Origin of the sequence: Actinomadura sp. 7K507 (assembly GCF_004348425.1) — a bacterium.
Lineage (GTDB): Bacteria > Actinomycetota > Actinomycetes > Streptosporangiales > Streptosporangiaceae > Spirillospora.
In genome coordinates, this window is the sequence record NZ_SMKK01000036.1 from 29946 (window position 1) to 48295 (window position 18350).

Consider the following 18350-nt stretch of genomic DNA (forward strand, 5'->3'; position numbering starts at 1 on the left):
CGCGGAAGGGCGGCACGTTCGCGTTCGGCAAGACGTTGACAGAAATCGCTATCTGACTAACACTTGCTATCGAACTAGCGAGAGGGTGTGTTCGTCATGGCGGTGTTGCTGTCCCGGCTCGGCCGGTTCTGTTTCCGGCGGCGGCTGCCGGTGGTCCTGGTGTGGACCGGCCTGCTGATCGCCGCCGTGTCGGGAGCGGCCGTCCTGGCCCAGCCGGCCCCGGACACGTTCTCGGTGCCCGGCACCGAGTCGCAGCGGGCGAACGACCTGATCGCGGAGCGGTTCCCGCAGGTCGCCACGGATGGAGCGTCCGCCAGGATCGTGTTCGCCGCCCCCACCGGACGACCGCTCACCGACCCCGCGAACCGCGACGCCGTCGAACGCGCGGTCGCCCGGGTCAAGGCGACCCCGAAGGTCGCGGAGGTCGCCGCCCCCTACGCCCGGGGCACCGTCTCGCGCGACGGCCGGACCGCGCTCGCCGAGGTCGCCTACGACGTCCCCGGTCACGAGCTGACCGGCGCGGACCGCGACGCGCTTCGCGAGGCAGCCGCCGTCCCCGGCCTGCGCGTGGAGATGAGCGGCGACGCCGTGCCGCCCCCCGGGGAGGGCGCCGGTGAGCTGCTCGGAGTGGCGGCCGCCGCGATCGTCCTGCTGGTCACGCTGGGGTCGCTGGTCGCCGCCGGGCTGCCGCTGCTGACGGCCGCCGCGGGGATCGTCATCGGCGTCTGCGCGGTCACCGCGGCCGGCGCCTTCGTCGAACTCAACTCCGACACCCCGGCGCTCGCGCTCATGCTCGGCCTCGCCGTCGCGATCGACTACGCGCTGTTCATCATCTCCCGCTACCGGCAGGAGGTCGCGGGCGGGCGGGAACCCGTCGACGCGGCCGGACAGGCGGCGGGCACCGCCGGATCCGCCGTCGTCTTCGCGGGCCTGACGGTCATCATCGCGCTGGCGGGCCTGGCCGTCATGGACATCCCCGTCCTCACCCAGCTCGGGTTCGCCGCCGCGTTCACCGTGGCCATCGCGGTGCTCGTCGCCCTCACGCTGCTGCCCGCCCTGCTCGGGTTCGCCGGGCACCGCGCCCTGGCCCGCGGACGTCCCACCGCCTCCGGCGGACGCCGCTGGGGACGGTTCGTCACGTCCCGCCCGCTCCCGGTGGCGCTCGCCGCGGCCGCCGCGCTGCTCGTCGCGGCCATGCCCGCGCTCGGCCTGCGGCTCGGGCTGCCCGACGACGGCAGCGCCCCGGCCGGGACGACCCAGCGCGCGGCCTACGACCTGCTCGCGGACGGGTTCGGCCCCGGCGTCAACGGACCGCTGACCCTCGTCGTGCAGGCCCCCCGCGACACCAGGTCGGCCGCAGACCGCGTCGCGGCGGAAGTCACGTCACTGACCGGCGTCGCCTCCGTCGAGGCCCCGGTGCTGAACGCGGCCGGTGACACCGCGCTCCTCAGCGTCGTTCCCGAAAGCGGACCGACCAGCGAAGCCACCGAGGACCTCATCCACACCGTCCGCGAGCGATTCGGTTCCAGCGCCGGGGTCACGGTCGCCGTCACCGGGCAGACGGCCATCGACATCGACACGTCCGGAAAGCTCGCGGGCGCACTCGTCCCCTACCTGGCAGTCGTCGTCGGCCTCGCGTTCCTGCTGCTGACGCTGGTGTTCCGCTCGATCCTGGTGCCGCTGAAGGCGACGCTCGGCTTCCTGCTCAGCGTGGCCGCCACGTTCGGGGCGGTCGTCGCCGTGTTCCAGTGGGGCTGGCTGAACGGCCTTCTCGGGGTCCACTCGTCCGGCGTCATCGTCCACCTGCTGCCGGTCATGCTGATCGGCATGGTGTTCGGGCTGGCCATGGACTACCAGGTCTTCCTCGTCACCCGGATGCGCGAGGAGCACGTCCGCGGCGCGTCCCCCACCGACGCCGCCGTCACCGGCCTGGCGCACGGCGCCCGCGTCGTCACCGCCGCCGCGATCATCATGATCAGCGTGTTCTCCGGGTTCATGCTGTCCGATACGCCGATGGTGCAGTCGTTCGGCTTCGCGCTGGCCGCCGCGGTGTTCTTCGACGCGTTCCTCGTCCGGATGACGATCGTCCCCGCCGTGATGGCGCTGCTCGGCCGCGCCGGCTGGTGGCTGCCCGCCCGCCTGGACGGCCTCATCCCCCACGTGGACGTGGAAGGCGAACGCCTCCACGCGGAACCGGCGCTTGTAGGCTCCACGTCCAGGACGGAGTGACGAAGGGCCGGGGTGATGGCGCCGAAGCCGGGACTGCGGGAGCTGAAGAAGGCGAGGACCCGCGCCGCGATCCAGCGGGAGGCGCTGCGGCTGTTCCGGGAGCGCGGCTACGAGGCGACGACCGTCGAACAGGTCGCCCAGGCGGCGGAGGTCGCGCACACCACCGTCTTCCGCTACTTCCCCACCAAGGAGGACCTCGTCATCACCGACGAGGCCGACCCGGAGTTCTTCGAAGTGCTTCGCACCCAGCCGCCGGAGCTGACCCCCATCCAGACGCTGCGCGCGGCCGTCCGCACCATGCTCGTCACCCTGTCGCCGGACGACCTCGCCGCCGGGCGTGAACGGACCGTCCTCATCCTGTCGGTCCCCGCGCTGCGCGGCGCCGCCTTCGGCAACTACATCGAGACCATGCGGACGGTGACCTCCATCCTCGCCGAGCGGATGGACCGCGGCCCTGACGACGTCGCCGTCCGCACCCTCACCGGCGCGGCCTTCGGCATCATGCTCGACATCATGCTGCGCTGGAAGGACGACCCGTCCTTGGACCTCCCCGCAGCCCTCGACGAAGCCCTGACCACCCTCGACCCCGCCGGCTGAGGCCCCGCGAGGGTGTGGCCCACCTGTGGTTTCAGGGGGCGAAGGCGCGGAGAGTCGCCTCCACCAGCGCGTCGGCGTACTCGGGGGTGAGCGGCCCCGATCGGTGCAGCCAGCGCTGGTAGAGCGGGGCGTAGAGCAGCTCCAGCAGCAGGTCGAGGTCGGCGTCCGCGGCGAGTTGGCCCACCTGCTGGGCGCTGCGCAGCCGTTCCTTCTTGGCCTCGTCGACGGGGCCTGCCAGCTTCTCGCGGTACTGGGCCGCGAGGGCCGCATCGGCGATGATCTCCATGTTGAGCGCTCTGACGGGCGCCTCGAACCCCGGGTCGGCGAACTCGGCGACGGTCGCCCGCATGACCGCCTTGAGGTCGGTCGCGAGGTCCCCGGTGTCGGGCAGCCGCACCCCCTCGCCGGTCTCGCTGAGCTCCAGGAACGAGTCGAAGATCACCGCGCCCTTGGACGGCCACCAGCGGTAGATCGTCTGCTTGCCGACGCCGGCACGGGCCGCGATGGCCTCGATGGACACCTTGGCGTATCCGAGTTCGGAGACGAGTTCGCGCGCCGCGCCGAGGACGGCCTGCCGGGACCGTTCGCTGCGCCGGGCCGGGTTCGGCTTTCCGGGGTGAGACACGTCCGGGAGCGTAGCACTTAACGAGACGAGACGGTCCGTCTTGACATTGCCGGGAACGGGTCGCATACTTCCAACACAACGAGACGAACCGTCTCGTCTCACCAAGGAATGGGATCGTATGACGACCGCGAGAGTCTGGTTCATCACCGGCGCTTCCAGGGGCCTGGGCAGGGCGTTCACCGAAGCGGCACTCGAAGCCGGAGACCGCGTCGTCGCCGCCGCACGCGACCTCGGCCCGCTCGCGGATCTGGCCGCCGCCCACCCGGACGACCTCGTACGGCTGGCGCTGGACGTCACCGACCGGGAGGCCGTCCAGAAGGTGGCCGATCAGGCCGCGGCGGCGTTCGGGCGACTCGACGTCGTGGTCAACAACGCGGGGACGATGCTGCTCGGCATGGTCGAGGAGGCGAGCGAGGAGCAGATCCGCGCGCAGTTCGACGTCAACTTCTTCGGCGCGGTCTGGGTGACGCAGGCCGTCGTACCGCACCTGCGCGCTCAAGGTTCCGGCCACCTCCTCCAGGTCACCTCAATGGGGACCGGCGGCGGCGTCGCCTCCACCGGGTTCTACGGGGCGAGCAAGTCGGCGCTCGACTCGCTGAGCCAGGCGCTGGCGATGGAGCTGGCGCCGTTCGGGGTCAAGGTGACGATCGTGCAACCCGGCGGGTACGGCACGGACCTGTTCACGCGAGGCACCACGATGACGGAACCGCGCCCGGAGTACGAGCCGCTGCGCGCCCAACTGGCCGAGATGTGGGGCGAGGACGCCGGCCCCGACCCGAGCACCGCGGCACCCGTGATCATGGAACTGGTCGAGCTGCCGGAGCCGCCGCTGCGGCTGATCGTCGGCGGCGCCTCCTACGACATGGTCCAGCAGATGGAAGGGTTCCGAACCGCGGAGTACCGGGCGTGGAGGCACCTCAGCCGGAAGGCGCCGGGCTGACGCCCAGGATGTCTGTTCACCCGCCCTGGGATCGTCATCACTACGTCAGCACTACGTCAGCGCCACGACGGGAACGTCGGGGCGACAGCGGGAAGGAGCCGGATATGCGCTACATGCTGCTGTTCCACTACACCGAGGAGACCGACGAGTCGCTCGGGGCCGAGGCGATGGCCGCCGGCAGGCGGGCGTTCGACGGTTACGCCGCCACGCTGGAGCAGGCGGGGATCCTGGTGAGCGGCCAGGTGCTCCAGCCGTCGGCCGCCTCGACGACGCTCACGCTCGCCGGAGGCGAGCCGCGGATCCAGGACGGCCCGTTCGCCGACACCAAGGAGCAGCTCGGCGGCGTGATGGTCATCGACGTCCCGGACCTCGACACCGCGCTGGAGTGGGCGCGGCAGGCGCCGCCCGCCTCGTGGGGCACGGTCGAGGTCCGGCCCGGCGCCGTGCACACCGAGGCCGGGAAATGGGTCCCGTCCGCGTGACGGGCGGGACGGCGGCGGACGTCGCGGAGCGCACCGCGCGGACGTCGTACGGCCGGCTGGTCGCGCTGCTCGCCGCGCCCACGGGTGACCTGGAGCTCGCCGAGGACACCCTGGCGCAGGCGTTCGAGCGGGCGCTGACCACGTGGCCGCGCGACGGCGTCCCGGACAACCCGGAGGGCTGGCTGCTCACGGTCGCGCGGAACCGGCAGCGGGACCTCTGGAAGTCCGCCGCGCACCGCCGCCACGCCCCGCTGGGGGCGGCCACCGGCGAGTCCGTGCTGGACGAACACGCCCTGGGCGACGCCGACCCGGACGAGATCCCGGAACGGCGGCTGGCCCTGCTCTTCGTGTGCGCGCACCCGGCGATCGCCGCGAACGTCCGCACGCCGCTGATGCTGCAGGCCGTCCTCGGCTTCGACTCCGCCCAGATCGCGCGGGCGTTCGCCGTGCCGGGCGGGGCGATGTCGCAACGCCTGGTGCGCGCCAAGCGGCGGATCCGGGACGCCCGGATCCCCTTCGCCGTCCCGGAACGGCGGGCGATGCCCGAACGGCTGCCGCCGGTGCTCGAAGCGGTGTACGGCTGCTACACGCTGGCGTGGCCGGAACGCGGCGACGGCGGTTCGCTCGCCGGGGAGGCGCGGTACCTCGCCGTCACCCTGGCCGCGCTGCTCCGCGACCAGCCGGAGCCGTGGGGACTGGCCGCCCTGCTCACCTTGGCGTCGGCACGCGCGAGGGCGCCCGGCCTGCCGTTCCTGCCGCTGGACGAGCAGGACCCGTCCGACTGGGACCGCCGTCTCATCGCGGAGGGCGAGTCCTACCTGCGTAAGGCGGAGCGGCCAGGGCAGGCACCCGGACGGTTCCAGTTGGAGGCGGCGATCCAGGCCGTCCACTGCGGCCGTGCTCGCACGGGCAAGACGGATTGGGGCTCGCTCCGCACCCTCTACGCCGCGCTGATCGCCGTCGCCCCCAGCCTGGGAAGCCACGTGGCGAACGCGGCCGTCGTCGGGCGGACCGAGTCACCGGAACGCGGCCTCGAACTGCTCGACGCGCTGCCGCCGGAGCGAGAACGGTTCCAGCCGTACCACGCGGCCCGCGGCGACCTGCTGGCACGCCTGGGACGACCGGAGGACGCGGCGGCCGCCTACACCGAGGCGGCCGCGCTCACCGACGACCCATCGGCGCGGCTGTTCCTCGAACAGCGCGCCGGCCGGCCGTAGCCCGTCCTCACGCATTGGCCGGCGGCTGGGGGAACCGGGCGGCGTTGACGATCTCCTCCAGCGCGGCGGCATGGCGCTGGAACGCTTCCCGCCCCTGCGGGGTGAGCTGCACGTGTGTCCGCCGCACGGCCCCGTCCCGCCTCTTGCGGACGGTGACGTACCCGGCGTTCGCGAGCGCCGAGACCTGCTTGGACAGGGCGGAGTCGCTGGTCCCGACGCTGTCGCGGATGAAGCCGAACTCCGCCCAGCCCGCGGGGGCCAGCAGCGCGACGATCGACAGCCGCGCCGGAACGTGCAGGAACTCGTCGAACCGGGCGTCCATCAGCTGTGACGGACGATCGAGTCGTAGACGCGGCGCACGGGCACCGAGACGGCCACCACCGTGAGCGCGAGCGCGGCGGCGGCGATCGTGTGCTGAATGGGCAGGCCGAATTCGAATGCCCCCAGCGAGGCCGCGATACTGAAGGCGATGAAGGCCCCGATCAGGGCTACGCCCATCGCCACCTGGAACATCACTTCCGGTGCGGTGAGCTTCCTCCGGACGGGGGCGCGGCGCCTCTGCACGAACAGCACGCCGATCAGGATCGCCTCACCGACCAGGAAGACGATGATCTGCCAGGGCTGCGGGAAGTCGAGCGACGCCAGGGCGATGAACAGGCCGAGCGCCGACGCCAGCGTGTAGGGCCGGGCGAACGTGTGCCGGACGTACTCGCTTCGCGTCCGGTCTTGAAGACGGTGGATCTCGTCGAGCGAACCACGGGCCTCATCAGGGTTCATGTGCACCTCCCAGGTACTTTCCTATGAAGAAAGTAGCATTCACTTGCCCCACAGGAAAGTAGCCCGTCGGGCTCCGGGGAGCGATCGGTGCCCGAGAATGTGCGTATGGAGATCTCCGACCGACTTCGCCGGATGTTCGGCCCGGACGCAGCCTGGTCGGACGACCATGAAGGCGTGAGCGGCACGGCCCTCAGGGTGACGTCCGGGTCCGAGACCTTCTACGTCAAGCACGGGCCGCTCGCACTCGCCGAGTACGAACGCCTGCGATGGCTCAAAGAACGTGTCCCCGTCCCCGACGTTGTCGCGTTCGAAGAAGGCCTTCTCGTGCTGGCCGACGTGAAAGCACCGTCCCTGGACGGCGCCGAGCCCGCGTCCGCGAGTTCGGTCATGGGACGGGTGCTGCGAAGCCTGCACGAACTCCCGGTCTCGACATGTCCCTTCGACGGGCGGCTGGCGAGGGTTCTGGAAAGGGCCGCCGATCTCGTCCGCAAGGGTCTCGTGGACGCGGACGACTTCGACGCCGACCACCGGGGCCTCACGCCCGAGGCCGTCCTTGAGCGACTCCTCGCCGCCCGCCCCGCAGAGGACCTCGTGGTCGCCCACGGTGACTACGCGCCGTCCAACGTCCTGCTGCTCGCCACGGGAGAACCCGTCGTCATCGATGTTCCGGCCCTCGGGGTCGCCGACCGCTACCGCGACCTGGCCATCGTCCACCGCGACCTATCCGAAGACCATGGACCGGCGGCGTGGGACGCGTTCCTCTCCTCCTACGGGCTGATCACCGAGGTCGACGAAGGCCGCCTGTACTACTACCGCCTCCTGGACGAACTCCTCTGACCGCTACGCAGCGGGGACGTCCACGGGAGGCCGTTCGGTGTTCATGGTGCGTTCGCCGGGTGGTGGTTGGGTGCTCGAATGCGTGCTTGTTTGGTCGTCTCCGCGTGGAAGCGTGAGGAGCGGATCGCGGACGGGGTGCTCGCGGCGGCTCGGTGGGCCATCGAAGAGGCCGTGCCCGTGCCCGTTGATCGGTGGCGTACCGCGGAGTGGGTCTCGCCGGACGGTGGCACCGCGCTACTGGCCTGGTCCAACGAGCCGGTCGAGGAACCGTTCCCGGAGCCGATCCTCACCTCCGGCGACCGCGCCATGACCTACTGCGGCTACCTGGGCGGCAAGGGCGACGCCGATCTGCTGCTGGGTGCCGCCGCCCTCGGGGACGAACTGGACGACATCGGCGGTTGCTTCTCCGTGTTCCGCGCCGGGGCGGACGGGTTCGAGGCCGCCACGTCCGTCACGCGCGCGTGCCCCGTCTACCACGCCGAGGCGGGCGGGCTGCGATTCGCGGCGTCCCGGGCCCTGCTGGCGCACCTGGCGGCGCGGGCCGCGGCGACCGGGCTGACCCGCACGGCGCCCGCCTACGACCTGATGGCGCTGCAGTCGATGGTGCGGCACGGGTTCCTCGTCTCCGACGAGACGCCGTTCGAGGGCGTGCGGGCGGTCCCGAACGCGGCCGCGTTCGTCGCGCGGCGCGGCCGGGCCGGGGCCGTCGTCGCGCGGCCGCTGCCCGAGCAGGGGACCGCGCCGCGCGGCCGCAAGGAGGCCCGTGCGCGGGTGGAGCCGCTGGCCGAGGCGCTGCTGGCCGCCGTGGAGCCGTTCAGGCGGCATGACCGGCCGATGCGGCTGGCGCTGTCCGGCGGACGCGACAGCCGGCTGATCGCCGCCGCCTGCCACGCCGCGGAGGTGCCGTTCTTCGGCGCCACCCACGGCCTGGCCGACAGCCCCGACGTGGTGCTGGCGCAGCGGGTGGCCGGGGCGCTGGGCGTGGAGTGCCGGGTCACGATCGACAGGCAGAAGTCCGGCGCGGTCCTCGTCCGCCACCCGCTGCGGCGCGCCCACGCGCTGGTCCGCATGTGCGAGGGCATGAACTCGGCGTACGAGGGCGTCAACCGGTGGGCGGCCTACGATCCCGAGCCGCGCAGCTCCGGCTCGGGTGGTGAGCGGCTGCGCGGCGGCTTCCTTTCGGACCAGGGCGATCTCACCCGTGACGGCGTCCACCGGCGGCTCAAGACCATCTTCCTGGCTCAGCGCGAGTTCCTCAGCGACGACGCCAACGCCCATGCGGAGAGCCACTACAACGAGTGGGTCGCCCGCTACGAGCGCGACGGCGTCGATGTGCTCGACAAGCTGCACATGTTCTACAAGACCGGCCGCTGGCTGGCGGGCTCGCACACCGCAACGCTCATGAACTGGGCCTACTACCACCCGTTCCTGGACAACCGGGTGGTGCGCGCCGCGCTGGCGCTGCCCGTCGAATGGCGGCTGAGCGAGGAGCCGGTCGCGCTGGTCATGCGGATGCTCGCGCCCCGGCTGCGGGACGTGCCGTTCGACGGCAAGCGGTGGCGGTTCGAACACGAGCGGGCCCGCTCGCTCCGCGAATGGCCGGGCTGGCGGCGCCGCGCCACGCCGCCGAGCACGGGCGCCGCCGGGTTCAACTGGCGCAAGTCGTACGGGCCGGAGCTGGCCGAGGTGTTCCGCGAGCACATCCTCGACGGGCCGCCCGAGCTGTTCTCCATCGCCGACCGCGGCGCGGTGGAGCGGCGGCTGGCCGAGGTGCCGCCGCGGCGGCCCGGGCAGAGCTGGCACCTGCTCTCCCTGAGCGTCCTGCTGTCGGGCGCCTGGCGCGAGCCCGAGCCGGACGGCCTGCCGGACGTCGCGGTGCCCATCCCCACGCCGTGACCCGCCGGGCGTTCAGCGCTCCCAGGCGACGAGGAACTCGGCCTGCGAGATGCGGCCGTCGGCGTCGCCGTCGCGTCCGTCCGCCGCCCGGAAGATCGAGTCGAGTTCGTCCGGGGTGACCTCCTCACCGCGCGCCTTCATGGCGGCGGTGAACTCTTCACGAGTGATGTAACCGTCGCCGTCGGCGTCGAATTCTTTGAACGTGGCTGTCGGGTCGAGGTCGGCCATGACGAATCCTTTCGATACACACATTCCAGACAAACAACATCGAAGCAGACCCCTGGCCCCGCCGGGCCGGATTCCTCGATGCCGGCCACACAGGGTGCGGTATGACAGGGACCTTTCGTCGCGGTCGGGTAGGGGGAGCGCAAAGAAACATGCCGGTACCCCCGTTCGGGGGTGGTGTGCGTCACCCTGCATGACGACCATCCTTCGTACCGGGTGTCCGTGCGGCTTCGAGGAGAGACCATGCCCGCAGTCGAGTTCCGTGCGGCGCGCGACTTCCTGCTCGCGCATCGCGATGACTACGCGACCGCGTACGAGAAGTTCCGCTGGCCGGTGCTGACCGGCTTCAACTGGGCGCTGGACTGGTTCGACAAGATCGCCGATAGCAACGACTCCCCCGCGCTGTGGATCGTGGAGGAGGACGGGTCGGAGGCGAAGTACTCGTTCTCGGAGCTGTCGCGGCGGTCGAACCAGGTGGCGAACCTGCTGCGGCGGTCGGGGGTGCGGCGCGGCGACCGGATCATCCTGATGCTCGGCAACCAGGTCGAGCTGTGGGAGACGGTGCTGGCCGCGATGAAGATCGGCGCGATCCTGATCCCGTGCACGCCGCTGCTCGGCACGGCCGACCTCCAGGACCGGCTGACGCGCGGCAACGCCCGTCACGTGGTGGCCGGCTCGGCCGACACCGGCAAGTTCGACGGTGTGGAGGGCGAGTTCACGAAGATCGCCGCGGGCGACTCCGTGGACGGGTGGGTGCGATACGCCGACGCGTACGGGGAGGCGGAGGCGTTCACGCCCTACGGCCTCACCATGTCGCAGGACACGCTGCTGCTGTACTTCACGTCCGGAACGACGGCGAAGCCGAAGCTCGTCCAGCACACGCACGCCACGTACCCGGCCGGGCACCTGTCGACGATGTACTGGATCGGGCTGCGGCCCGGGGACGTCCACCTGAACATCTCGTCGCCGGGATGGGCGAAGCACGCGTGGAGCAACATCTTCGCGCCCTGGGACGCCGAGGCGTGCGTGTTCATCTTCAACTACACGCGCTTCGACGCCGACCGGCTGCTCGACACGATCGAGCGCTGCGGCATCACGAGCTTCTGCGCGCCGCCCACGGTATGGCGGATGCTGATCCAGTCCGACCTGGGACGCCTCGCGACGCCGCCGCGGGAGGTCGTCGCGGCCGGTGAGCCGCTGAACCCCGAGGTGATCGAGCGGGTCCGCGAGGCGTGGGACCTGACGATCCGGGACGGGTTCGGGCAGACCGAGACGACCGTGCAGATCGCCAACACGCCGGGCCAGCCGGTCAAGCCGGGCTCGATGGGACGTGCCGTGCCCGGCTACAAGGTGGCGCTGATCGATCCGCTGACCGGGCAGCCCGGCGACGAGGGCGAGATCTGCCTTGAGCTGGAGGACCGTCCGCTCGGGCTGATGGTCGGCTACCACGGCGACGAGGCGCGCACCGAAGAGGCGATGGCGGGCGGCTACTACCACACGGGCGACATCGGCTCCCGGGACGAGGACGGATACATCACCTACGTCGGGCGGGCCGATGACGTGTTCAAGGCGTCCGACTACAAGATCTCGCCGTTCGAGCTGGAGAGCGTGCTGATCGAGCACGAGGCCGTGGCGGAGGCCGCGGTGGTGCCGTCGCCCGATCCGGTCAGGGCGGCCGTGCCGAAGGCGTACGTGACGCTCGCCGCCGGCTGGGAGGCGAACGCGGAGACCGCGAAGGCGATCTTCGAGCACGGCCGGGCGCAGCTGTCGCCGTACAAGCGGGTCCGGCTGCTGGAGTTCGGCGAGCTGCCCAAGACGATCTCCGGCAAGATCCGCCGCGTCGAGCTGCGGACGAGCGAGATCGACAAGCACCGGGCCGCGGACGCCCGCCCGGCCGGCGAGTTCCGCGAAGAGGACCTGCGATGACGCTCTCCTACGCGTCCGGCGTCTCCGCCACCCCGCTGCTCGGCGACACCATCGGCGCGAACCTCGGCAAGACGGTCGCCGCGTTCCCCGAACGCGACGCGCTCGTCGACCGGGCCACCGGCCGCCGCTGGACGTACGAGCGGCTGTCCGACGACGTCGACGCCGTCGCGCTCGGCCTGCGCGAACTCGGCGTCGTCAAGGGCGACCGGGTCGGGATCTGGGCGCCGAACTGCGCCGAATGGATGCTCGTCCAATACGCCACCGCCAAGCTCGGCGCGATCCTCGTCAACATCAATCCCGCGTACCGCGTCCACGAGTTGAAGTTCGTCCTCAACCAGGCGGGCATCCGGACACTGGTCGCGGCGAAGGCGTTCAGGACGTCCGACTACGCCGCGATGATCGAGGAGGTCAGGCCGGAGTGCGACGCGCTCCGGGACGTCGTGCTGATCGGCGGCCCGGAGTGGGACGCGCTCGTGGAGTCGGGCCGGGCGGGCGACCCGTCCGTCCTCGCCGAGATCGGCCGGACGCTCAGCACCGACGACCCGATCAACATCCAGTACACGTCCGGGACGACGGGCTTCCCCAAGGGCGCGACGCTGTCGCACCACAACATCCTGAACAACGGCTACTTCGTCGGCGAACTCTGCGGCTACGACGCGGAGGACCGCATCTGCGTGCCCGTGCCCTTCTATCACTGCTTCGGCATGGTCATGGGCAACCTGGCGGCGACCAGCCACGGCGCGTGCGTCGTGATCCCGGCACCGGCGTTCGACCCGAGGGCGACGCTGGAGGCGGTCGCGGCCGAACGCTGCACGTCGCTGTACGGGGTGCCGACGATGTTCATCGCCGTCCTGGGCGACCCGTCGCTGGACGACCTGGACACGTCCAGCCTCCGCACCGGCATCATGGCCGGGTCGCCGTGCCCGGTCGAGGTGATGAAGCAGGTCATCGAGCGGCTCGGCATGAGCGAGGTCGCGATCTGCTACGGCATGACGGAGACGTCCCCGGTGTCGACGCAGACCCGCGCGGGCGACTCCCTCGACCGCCGCGTCTCCACGGTCGGGACCGTCCTCCCGCACCTGGAGGTCAAGGTCATCGACCCGTCGACCGGCGTCACCGTCCCGCGCGGCGAGCCCGGCGAGTTCTGCACGCGCGGCTACTCGGTGATGCTCGGCTACTGGGAGGAGCCGGACAAGACGGCCGAGGCCGTCGACGCGGCCCGCTGGATGCACACCGGCGACCTCGCGGTCATGGACGGCGACGGCTACGTCAACATCACCGGCCGGATCAAGGACATGGTGATCCGGGGCGGCGAGAACATCTACCCGCGCGAGATCGAGGAGTTCCTCTACGGCCATCCGGACATCGTGGACGCGCAGGTCATCGGCGTCCCCGACGAGAAGTACGGCGAGGAGCTGATGGCGTGGGTGCGGCTGCGCGAGGGCGCGCCGGGCCTGACCGCCGGGGAGCTGCGCTCATTCTGCGAGGGGAAGCTCGCCCACTACAAGATCCCGCGCTACGTGCACGTCGTGGACGAGTTCCCGATGACGGTCACCGGCAAGGTCCGCAAGGTGCAGATGCGCACCGAGGCCGTCGAAATCCTCGGCCTGGACGATGCGGCCGCCACCGGAGACGCCTGAGCGAGGGGGTGTCCGCCGGCCACACCGGACACGCTCGACTTTTGGTGCGGGCGGCCCTTTCGTGACGGGTCCCGGGCGGGGCATGCTCTGAGGATGGGTGCGCCTACGCCGGGGGGCCCGAGGGGTCGTCCCGCCAGGATGACGCGCGACGACGCGGGTGCCGTCCGGTCGGCCGTGCTGACGTTGCAGCGCACGACCGGCCTGCCCGTGGTGTTCGGCGGCGCCGTGTCCGGCGGCGGGCAGGACCGCCTGCACATCACCGAACTGGTCGGCAACACCACCGACTCGCTGGACGGCCTGGTCGTCCAGCACGGCAACGGGCTCGGCGGCAAGGCGATGGCCACGGCACGCCCCCTCTGGGTGAGCAACTATCCGTGCTCGGCGTCGATCAGCCACGACTACGACAAGCCCGTCGGCCGCGAGGGGCTGCTGTCGATCGTCGCGGTCCCGATCGTCGTCCGGCGGCGGGTGCGCGGCGTCCTGTACGGGGCGCTGCGGGAGCCGCTGTCGCTCGCCGACCGCGTCGTGGGCGCCGCCGTCGAGACCGCCCGCGACGTCGAACAGGACCTCGCCGTCCAGGACCGGGCGGAGGAGGCGCTCGCCCGCACGCGGCCCAGCTCGTCGACGGCCCGGTGGGAAGAGGTCAGGGCCGTGCACGCCGAGCTGCGGGCCCTGGCGGAGGATGTTCACGACCAGCCGACACGCGACCGGCTCCGCGAGGCGTCGCTGCGCCTGGCCGCCGCCGGCCTGGACGAGCCGGACGGCTCCCCGCGCCCCGTCCTGTCGCCGCGCGAGCTGGACGTCCTGTCGTGCGTCGCGATCGGCTGCACCAACGCGGAGGCCGCCGAACGCCTGGGCCTGCTCCCCGAGACGGTGAAGAGCTACCTGCGCTCGGCGATGCGCAAGCTAGACAGCCACACCCGCCTGGAGGCGGTGACCACCGCCCGCCGCGCCGCCCTACTGCCCTGAGGGCAGGCCGGGGGGCTGAAGGGGAACCGCGGGGCCGCGCGGTTCTTCAAGCGGATCGGGCCCGGCGACGGGGTCAGCAGCACGTTGGCGCACGTCGTCCAGGACAGATCGGCCCCCGTGGCGCACTGCCTGGACGGAACGGTCACCACGTGCCGGCTGCGCCGGGCCGTGATCGCACGGGCGTCCCGCCTCGTTCCCGGGCAGGGACGTCCGGCCCCCGATATGCACTGGAAACCGTAACAGCTCGGCGAACAGCATTGTTCGTGATAAATGGATTTCCTCATGCGGGCCGGGCCCGTTGGTAACTTGTGCGGGTGGACTCCGACGGCTTCACCTCGCTGCCGCGCGGGCGCCATCACCTCACCCGCGAACAGGTCGCGGCCTCCCAGCGGGACCGTCTGCTCCAGGGCATGACGCAGGCGGTCGGGGAGAAGGGATACGCCCGCACCTCCGTCGCGGACGTGCTCAAGCGAGCGCACGTGTCCCGCGAGACGTTCTACGAGCATTTCGCCGACAAGCAGGCGTGCTTCCTGGCGGCCTACGAGGCGACGGCCGCGCGCTTCATGGGCGTCGTCAACGACGCGCTCGCGGCCCGCGACCAGCCGCTGATGCTGCGGCTTGAGGAGGCGCTGCGCGCCTACCTGCGGGAACTGGCCGCCGACGGGGGCGCGGCGCGGACGTTCCTGCTGGAGATCTACGCCGCGGGACCGGCCGGGACGTCGCTGCGGTACGCCGTGCAGCGCGGCTTCGTCGAGATCGTCGGCGGGCTGCTGGCGGAGGACGAGCGGTTCCGCTCGCTGCCCGATCCCCAGTTCGCGTGCCGGATGCTCGTCGGCGGGGTGGCGTCGCTGGTGACGGGGAAGGTCGCGATGGGGCAGCACGCCGCGCTCCCCAAGCTGTGCGCGCCGATCCTGGCGCACTTCGCGTCGCTCCTCGACCACTGAGCCGGGGCTCAGAACCACGTCCGGATGTAGTCGACGACGGTGGGGTGTCCGGCGTCGGCGTCGTCGACGACCGGGATCATCGTCCACTTGTCGAGTGCCGTGCAGGGGTGGGAGAGGCCGAGCCTGACCACGTCGCCGATCTCGGGCGAGCCGTCCACCAGGTAGGCGTGCTGGTCGTTGAGGGCGGTGACCCGCGCGCCGTCCAGCGGTTCGGGCCCCTTGCCCCGGACGAGCTGCGGCTCGGGCAGGCCCTGGTCGAACGGCAGGTCGCGCCTGCCCGCGTCCAGGATCGCCAGCGCGGACTCCGGGTGGGACACGACGCGCGCCCAGGCGTGCATGGCGGAGCGGAGTCGCGAGCCGGCGCCGCCCGCGCCCCGCGCGAACGGCGAGATGCCCCGGTAGAAGCCGTCGTCGTGGACGATGTACGCGCCCGACCGCAGCACGATCCGGCCTTCGAGGGCGCCGAGGATCTCCGCCACCTGGTCGAAGAACGCGCTGCCGCCCGCCGACACGACCGGCTCGCCGGTCTCGAAGTCCAGCCCCTCGTACAGGTTCGCGAGCCTGCGCAGGTAGGCGTCCACCGCGCCGCGCCCCTCCTCGGACGCGTCGTGGGCGAGGGCGCCCTCGTATCCGGCGATCCCGGCGAGGCGGAGGGTCGGGGCCCTGCGGACGGCGTCGGCGACCGTCCGCGCGTCGCCGTCGTCCCGTACGCCGGTGCGCCCGTTCGGGCCGCCGAGTTCGACGCACACGTCGACCTGGCGCTGCGCGCGGGTGAGGCGCAGGGCGTCGTCCATCAGCTCGACCGCGCGCAAGGAGTCGACCCAGCACAGGAACTCGAACTCGGGGTTCCACTCCAGCTCGGCCGCCAGCCAGGCGAGACCGGCCGGGTCGATGAGGGTGTTCGCGAGCACGACGCGGCGGACGCCGAACGCGCGGGCGACGCGGAGCTGCGGCAGGTTCGCGATCGTGATGCCCCACGCGCCGGCGTCCAGCTGCATCCGCCACAGGGCCGGGGCCATGGTCGTCTTGCCGTGGGGCGCGAGGTCGAGCCCGGCCGCGTCCGCCCACCCGGCCATCGCCTGGACGTTGTGGCCGAGGGCGCCGGCGTCGAGGGTGAGCAGCGGCGTCCCGAAGTCGTCCAGAGGCAGCCGCGCCCGGCGCGCCTCGGCGACCGTCATCCCGTGCGCGGACACCGGGATCGCCTTGAACCGCCAGTCGAGCCGCTCGTCGCCGAGCGCGTCCACGGCCTTGCCGTCGATACCCACTTACGACCTTCCCTTCGATGTTGTGCCGTGCAGGCGTCCGGTCGCCACCAGTTCCAGTGTGATGAGAACGGCGATCGACTCAATGGCCAGGAGGCCGATGAGGACGAGAAGCTGGATCGCGCCGGCCTCGACGGGGTCGGCGCCGCCGAGGAGCACGCCGACGAACGCGCCCGGCAGCGTGACCAGCCCGACCGTACGGGTCTGGTCCAGGGCGGGGACCAGCGCGAGCGCGGCGGCCGGGCGGCACACCTCCAGCGCCGCGTCCCGGCGCACGAGGCCGAGCGCGAGACCGCCCTCGTACTCGCCGCGCCGCGTCTCGAGTTCGTCCAGCGCGCGGCGCCCGGTGAGCCCGGTCGCCGTCATCGCGCCGCCGATGAAGATCCCCGCGATCGGCAGCACCGCCACCGGACGCGCCGGCACCAGCGTGGAGGCCAGCAGCAGCGCCAGGACGGGCGCGACCCCGGCGGCGATCGGCAGCACCGTCCACCGTCCGGACACCGCGGACCCGGTGATGCGCCGTCCCGCGGTCGCGGCGGCGACCACGACCATGCCCGCGACGAAGACGGCCGTCCACCCCGCGCTGCGCAGCACCGCCGCGATGAGCAGCGAGACGACCGTGAGCTGGACGGCGGCCCGCACCGAGACGACCACCATGTCCCGGCCGACCCCGAGGCGACCGAGCCGGACGAGCAGCGCGGCGGACGCGGCGAGCGCGATGAGCACGAGCCCCAGGACCGGCCCGACCTCGGGCGCGGCACTCAAGCCCTCACCCGCCCGCCAAGTGAGCCGATTGTGATCTCATAGAGCCCCTCTTACCCGTAAAAACACCGATAGCGTTGAGGTCGTGGAGGTTGATGTTGCCGGTGGGACATCCCGCCGCAGAGCGCTCTTGATCTTGGGGGCGGTGACCGGCCTCACCGCCCTCGGCGCGGACGGCGCCCGCCCGCAGGACGGGTCGTCGGCAGCGGCGCAGACGGTTCCGCGGGCCAGACCGCCCATCAAGCCGACACCGACGCCGACCCCCACGCCGACACCGCGTCCCGCGGCCTGGACGCCGGCGAAGCTGACCGCGCTGGAGACGCCCGTCCGGGAACTGTCCCAGCTGTCGCCGGCGGCGCCGCCGAAGTCGATCGCGCTGACCCTCGACGACGGGCCCCATCCGGAGTGGACGCCGCGGATCCTCGACCTGCTGGCCGAGGAGGAGGTCCGCGCGACGTTCTTCATCGTCGGCGAGCAGGTCAAGGAGCATCCGAAGCTGACCCGCCGCATCGCCGACTCGGGGCACCAGATCTGCAACCACACCGAGACGCACCCGATGTCCTTCGACGGGCTGCCGAAGAAGAAGGTGCGCAAGGAGATCGTCGACGCGCACGACCGGATCGCCGACGCGACCGGCGTCGTGCCGCAGTTCTTCCGGTCGCCGGGCGGAGCCTGGTCCAAGACCATCCTCGAACTGACCGCCGAGCACGACATGCTGCCGATCGACCGGGCCGTCGACCCGCGCGACTGGGCGCGGCCGGGCGTCCGGCGCATCCGCAAGGCCCTCCTCAAGGGCAAGGACGGCGAGATCCTCCTGTGCCACGACGGCGGCGGCGACCGCTCCCAGACCCTCAAGGCCCTGGGTGACGCCATCCCGAAACTGAAGAAGCGCGGCCTCACCTTCGTCACCCTCTGACGGAGGCAAGGCCGCGCGACTCCGCTCCTACCTGTGCGGGACGAGGGGCCGGGGGTACTGCGAAGGCCGTACCGGCTGCGGCTCCGGGGCCGGTTCGGGGGTGGTG

18 protein-coding genes are annotated in these 18350 nt (G+C 71.9%); 12 read left to right on the forward strand and 6 right to left on the reverse strand.

The window, feature by feature from the left end; all coding sequences use genetic code 11:
* The first annotated feature begins 96 nt into the window (after nt 1-96).
* A complete protein-coding gene (locus E1285_RS11040) occupies nt 97-2229 on the forward strand; it encodes an MMPL family transporter (protein WP_132150814.1) in 2133 nt (710 codons plus the stop codon).
* Nucleotides 2230-2244: 15 nt separating this feature from the next.
* Nucleotides 2245-2826 (forward strand): TetR family transcriptional regulator, encoded by a 582-nt coding sequence (locus E1285_RS11045; protein WP_132150816.1) that lies wholly within the window; start codon nt 2245-2247, stop codon nt 2824-2826.
* Between the two features lie 31 nt (nt 2827-2857).
* On the opposite strand, the gene E1285_RS11050 is transcribed toward E1285_RS11045, so the two are convergent.
* Nucleotides 2858-3451 (reverse strand): TetR/AcrR family transcriptional regulator, encoded by a 594-nt coding sequence (locus tag E1285_RS11050; protein ID WP_243722714.1) that lies wholly within the window; start codon nt 3449-3451, stop codon nt 2858-2860.
* Nucleotides 3452-3569: 118 nt separating this feature from the next.
* Between E1285_RS11050 and E1285_RS11055 the strand changes: the two genes are divergently transcribed.
* The 3 genes from E1285_RS11055 to E1285_RS11065 all read left to right on the forward strand — a co-directional run bounded on the left by E1285_RS11055 (nt 3570) and on the right by E1285_RS11065 (nt 6090).
* On the forward strand, nt 3570-4391 hold the full coding sequence (locus E1285_RS11055; RefSeq protein ID WP_132150820.1) for an SDR family NAD(P)-dependent oxidoreductase: 822 nt from the start codon (nt 3570-3572) through the stop codon (nt 4389-4391).
* A gap of 104 nt (nt 4392-4495) precedes the next feature.
* Nucleotides 4496-4873, forward strand: a complete 378-nt coding sequence (locus E1285_RS11060; protein ID WP_132150822.1) for a YciI family protein — start codon at nt 4496-4498, stop codon at nt 4871-4873.
* Nucleotides 4855-6090: a DUF6596 domain-containing protein gene (locus E1285_RS11065; RefSeq protein ID WP_132150824.1), complete on the forward strand. Its 1236-nt coding sequence runs from the start codon at nt 4855-4857 to the stop codon at nt 6088-6090. Before E1285_RS11060 ends, E1285_RS11065 begins: the two co-directional genes overlap by 19 nt.
* A gap of 7 nt (nt 6091-6097) precedes the next feature.
* Here the strand turns inward: E1285_RS11065 and E1285_RS11070 are convergent, their stop codons facing one another.
* Together E1285_RS11070 and E1285_RS11075 are read right to left on the reverse strand one after the other, a co-directional pair.
* Complete coding sequence (locus E1285_RS11070; protein WP_132150826.1) at nt 6098-6412, reverse strand: transcriptional regulator; 315 nt, start codon at nt 6410-6412, stop codon at nt 6098-6100.
* Entirely contained in the window at nt 6412-6867 is a 456-nt protein-coding gene (locus E1285_RS11075; RefSeq protein ID WP_132150828.1) for a hypothetical protein, read from the reverse strand. Before E1285_RS11075 ends, E1285_RS11070 begins: the two co-directional genes overlap by 1 nt.
* Before the next feature lie 105 nt (nt 6868-6972).
* Between E1285_RS11075 and E1285_RS11080 the strand changes: the two genes are divergently transcribed.
* Together E1285_RS11080 and E1285_RS11085 are read left to right on the forward strand one after the other, a co-directional pair.
* Nucleotides 6973-7704, forward strand: a complete 732-nt coding sequence (locus tag E1285_RS11080; protein WP_132150830.1) for an aminoglycoside 3'-phosphotransferase — start codon at nt 6973-6975, stop codon at nt 7702-7704.
* Between the two features lie 78 nt (nt 7705-7782).
* Nucleotides 7783-9600, forward strand: coding sequence for an asparagine synthase-related protein (locus tag E1285_RS11085; RefSeq protein WP_132150832.1), 1818 nt, complete (start codon nt 7783-7785; stop codon nt 9598-9600).
* A gap of 12 nt (nt 9601-9612) precedes the next feature.
* On the opposite strand, the gene E1285_RS45490 is transcribed toward E1285_RS11085, so the two are convergent.
* Nucleotides 9613-9828: an EF-hand domain-containing protein gene (locus E1285_RS45490; RefSeq protein WP_165966554.1), complete on the reverse strand. Its 216-nt coding sequence runs from the start codon at nt 9826-9828 to the stop codon at nt 9613-9615.
* Nucleotides 9829-10068: 240 nt separating this feature from the next.
* Between E1285_RS45490 and E1285_RS11095 the strand changes: the two genes are divergently transcribed.
* From E1285_RS11095 to E1285_RS11110, 4 genes are all read left to right on the forward strand, one after another.
* The gene (locus E1285_RS11095; RefSeq protein WP_132150836.1) at nt 10069-11751 is read left to right on the forward strand and encodes an AMP-binding protein; all 1683 of its coding nucleotides are present in this window, start codon (nt 10069-10071) and stop codon (nt 11749-11751) included.
* Nucleotides 11748-13391, forward strand: coding sequence for an AMP-binding protein (locus E1285_RS11100; RefSeq protein ID WP_132150838.1), 1644 nt, complete (start codon nt 11748-11750; stop codon nt 13389-13391). Before E1285_RS11095 ends, E1285_RS11100 begins: the two co-directional genes overlap by 4 nt.
* 138 nt (nt 13392-13529) lie before the next feature.
* Nucleotides 13530-14360, forward strand: coding sequence for a LuxR C-terminal-related transcriptional regulator (locus E1285_RS11105; protein ID WP_132150840.1), 831 nt, complete (start codon nt 13530-13532; stop codon nt 14358-14360).
* Between the two features lie 314 nt (nt 14361-14674).
* Nucleotides 14675-15304, forward strand: a complete 630-nt coding sequence (locus E1285_RS11110) for a TetR/AcrR family transcriptional regulator (RefSeq protein WP_132150842.1) — start codon at nt 14675-14677, stop codon at nt 15302-15304.
* Between the two features lie 8 nt (nt 15305-15312).
* On the opposite strand, the gene E1285_RS11115 is transcribed toward E1285_RS11110, so the two are convergent.
* Both E1285_RS11115 and E1285_RS11120 read right to left on the reverse strand, forming a co-directional pair.
* Nucleotides 15313-16569, reverse strand: a complete 1257-nt coding sequence (locus E1285_RS11115; RefSeq protein WP_243722715.1) for an amino acid deaminase — start codon at nt 16567-16569, stop codon at nt 15313-15315.
* The gene (locus E1285_RS11120) at nt 16570-17331 is read right to left on the reverse strand and encodes an ABC transporter permease (protein ID WP_132150844.1); all 762 of its coding nucleotides are present in this window, start codon (nt 17329-17331) and stop codon (nt 16570-16572) included.
* 142 nt (nt 17332-17473) lie between these two features.
* Between E1285_RS11120 and E1285_RS11125 the strand changes: the two genes are divergently transcribed.
* Entirely contained in the window at nt 17474-18244 is a 771-nt protein-coding gene (locus E1285_RS11125) for a polysaccharide deacetylase family protein (protein WP_243722716.1), read from the forward strand.
* The last annotated feature ends 106 nt before the right edge of the window (nt 18245-18350 follow it).

What these genes read in the sequence shown, in the direction of transcription:
- E1285_RS11080 (WP_132150830.1), top strand. Translation starts at nt 6,973, where the DNA reads ATGGAGATCTCCGACCGACTTCGCCGGATGTTCGGCCCGGACGCAGCC.
- E1285_RS11060 (WP_132150822.1), top strand. Translation starts at nt 4,496, where the DNA reads ATGCGCTACATGCTGCTGTTCCACTACACCGAGGAGACCGACGAGTCG.
- E1285_RS11045 (WP_132150816.1), top strand. Translation starts at nt 2,245, where the DNA reads ATGGCGCCGAAGCCGGGACTGCGGGAGCTGAAGAAGGCGAGGACCCGC.
- E1285_RS11105 (WP_132150840.1), top strand. Translation starts at nt 13,530, where the DNA reads ATGACGCGCGACGACGCGGGTGCCGTCCGGTCGGCCGTGCTGACGTTG.
- E1285_RS11065 (WP_132150824.1), top strand. Translation starts at nt 4,855, where the DNA reads ATGGGTCCCGTCCGCGTGACGGGCGGGACGGCGGCGGACGTCGCGGAG.
- E1285_RS11040 (WP_132150814.1), top strand. Translation starts at nt 97, where the DNA reads ATGGCGGTGTTGCTGTCCCGGCTCGGCCGGTTCTGTTTCCGGCGGCGG.
- E1285_RS11095 (WP_132150836.1), top strand. Translation starts at nt 10,069, where the DNA reads ATGCCCGCAGTCGAGTTCCGTGCGGCGCGCGACTTCCTGCTCGCGCAT.
- E1285_RS11085 (WP_132150832.1), top strand. Translation starts at nt 7,783, where the DNA reads ATGCGTGCTTGTTTGGTCGTCTCCGCGTGGAAGCGTGAGGAGCGGATC.
- E1285_RS45490 (WP_165966554.1), bottom strand. Translation starts at nt 9,828, where the DNA reads ATGGCCGACCTCGACCCGACAGCCACGTTCAAAGAATTCGACGCCGAC.
- E1285_RS11055 (WP_132150820.1), top strand. Translation starts at nt 3,570, where the DNA reads ATGACGACCGCGAGAGTCTGGTTCATCACCGGCGCTTCCAGGGGCCTG.
- E1285_RS11075 (WP_132150828.1), bottom strand. Translation starts at nt 6,867, where the DNA reads ATGAACCCTGATGAGGCCCGTGGTTCGCTCGACGAGATCCACCGTCTT.
- E1285_RS11070 (WP_132150826.1), bottom strand. Translation starts at nt 6,412, where the DNA reads ATGGACGCCCGGTTCGACGAGTTCCTGCACGTTCCGGCGCGGCTGTCG.
- E1285_RS11100 (WP_132150838.1), top strand. Translation starts at nt 11,748, where the DNA reads ATGACGCTCTCCTACGCGTCCGGCGTCTCCGCCACCCCGCTGCTCGGC.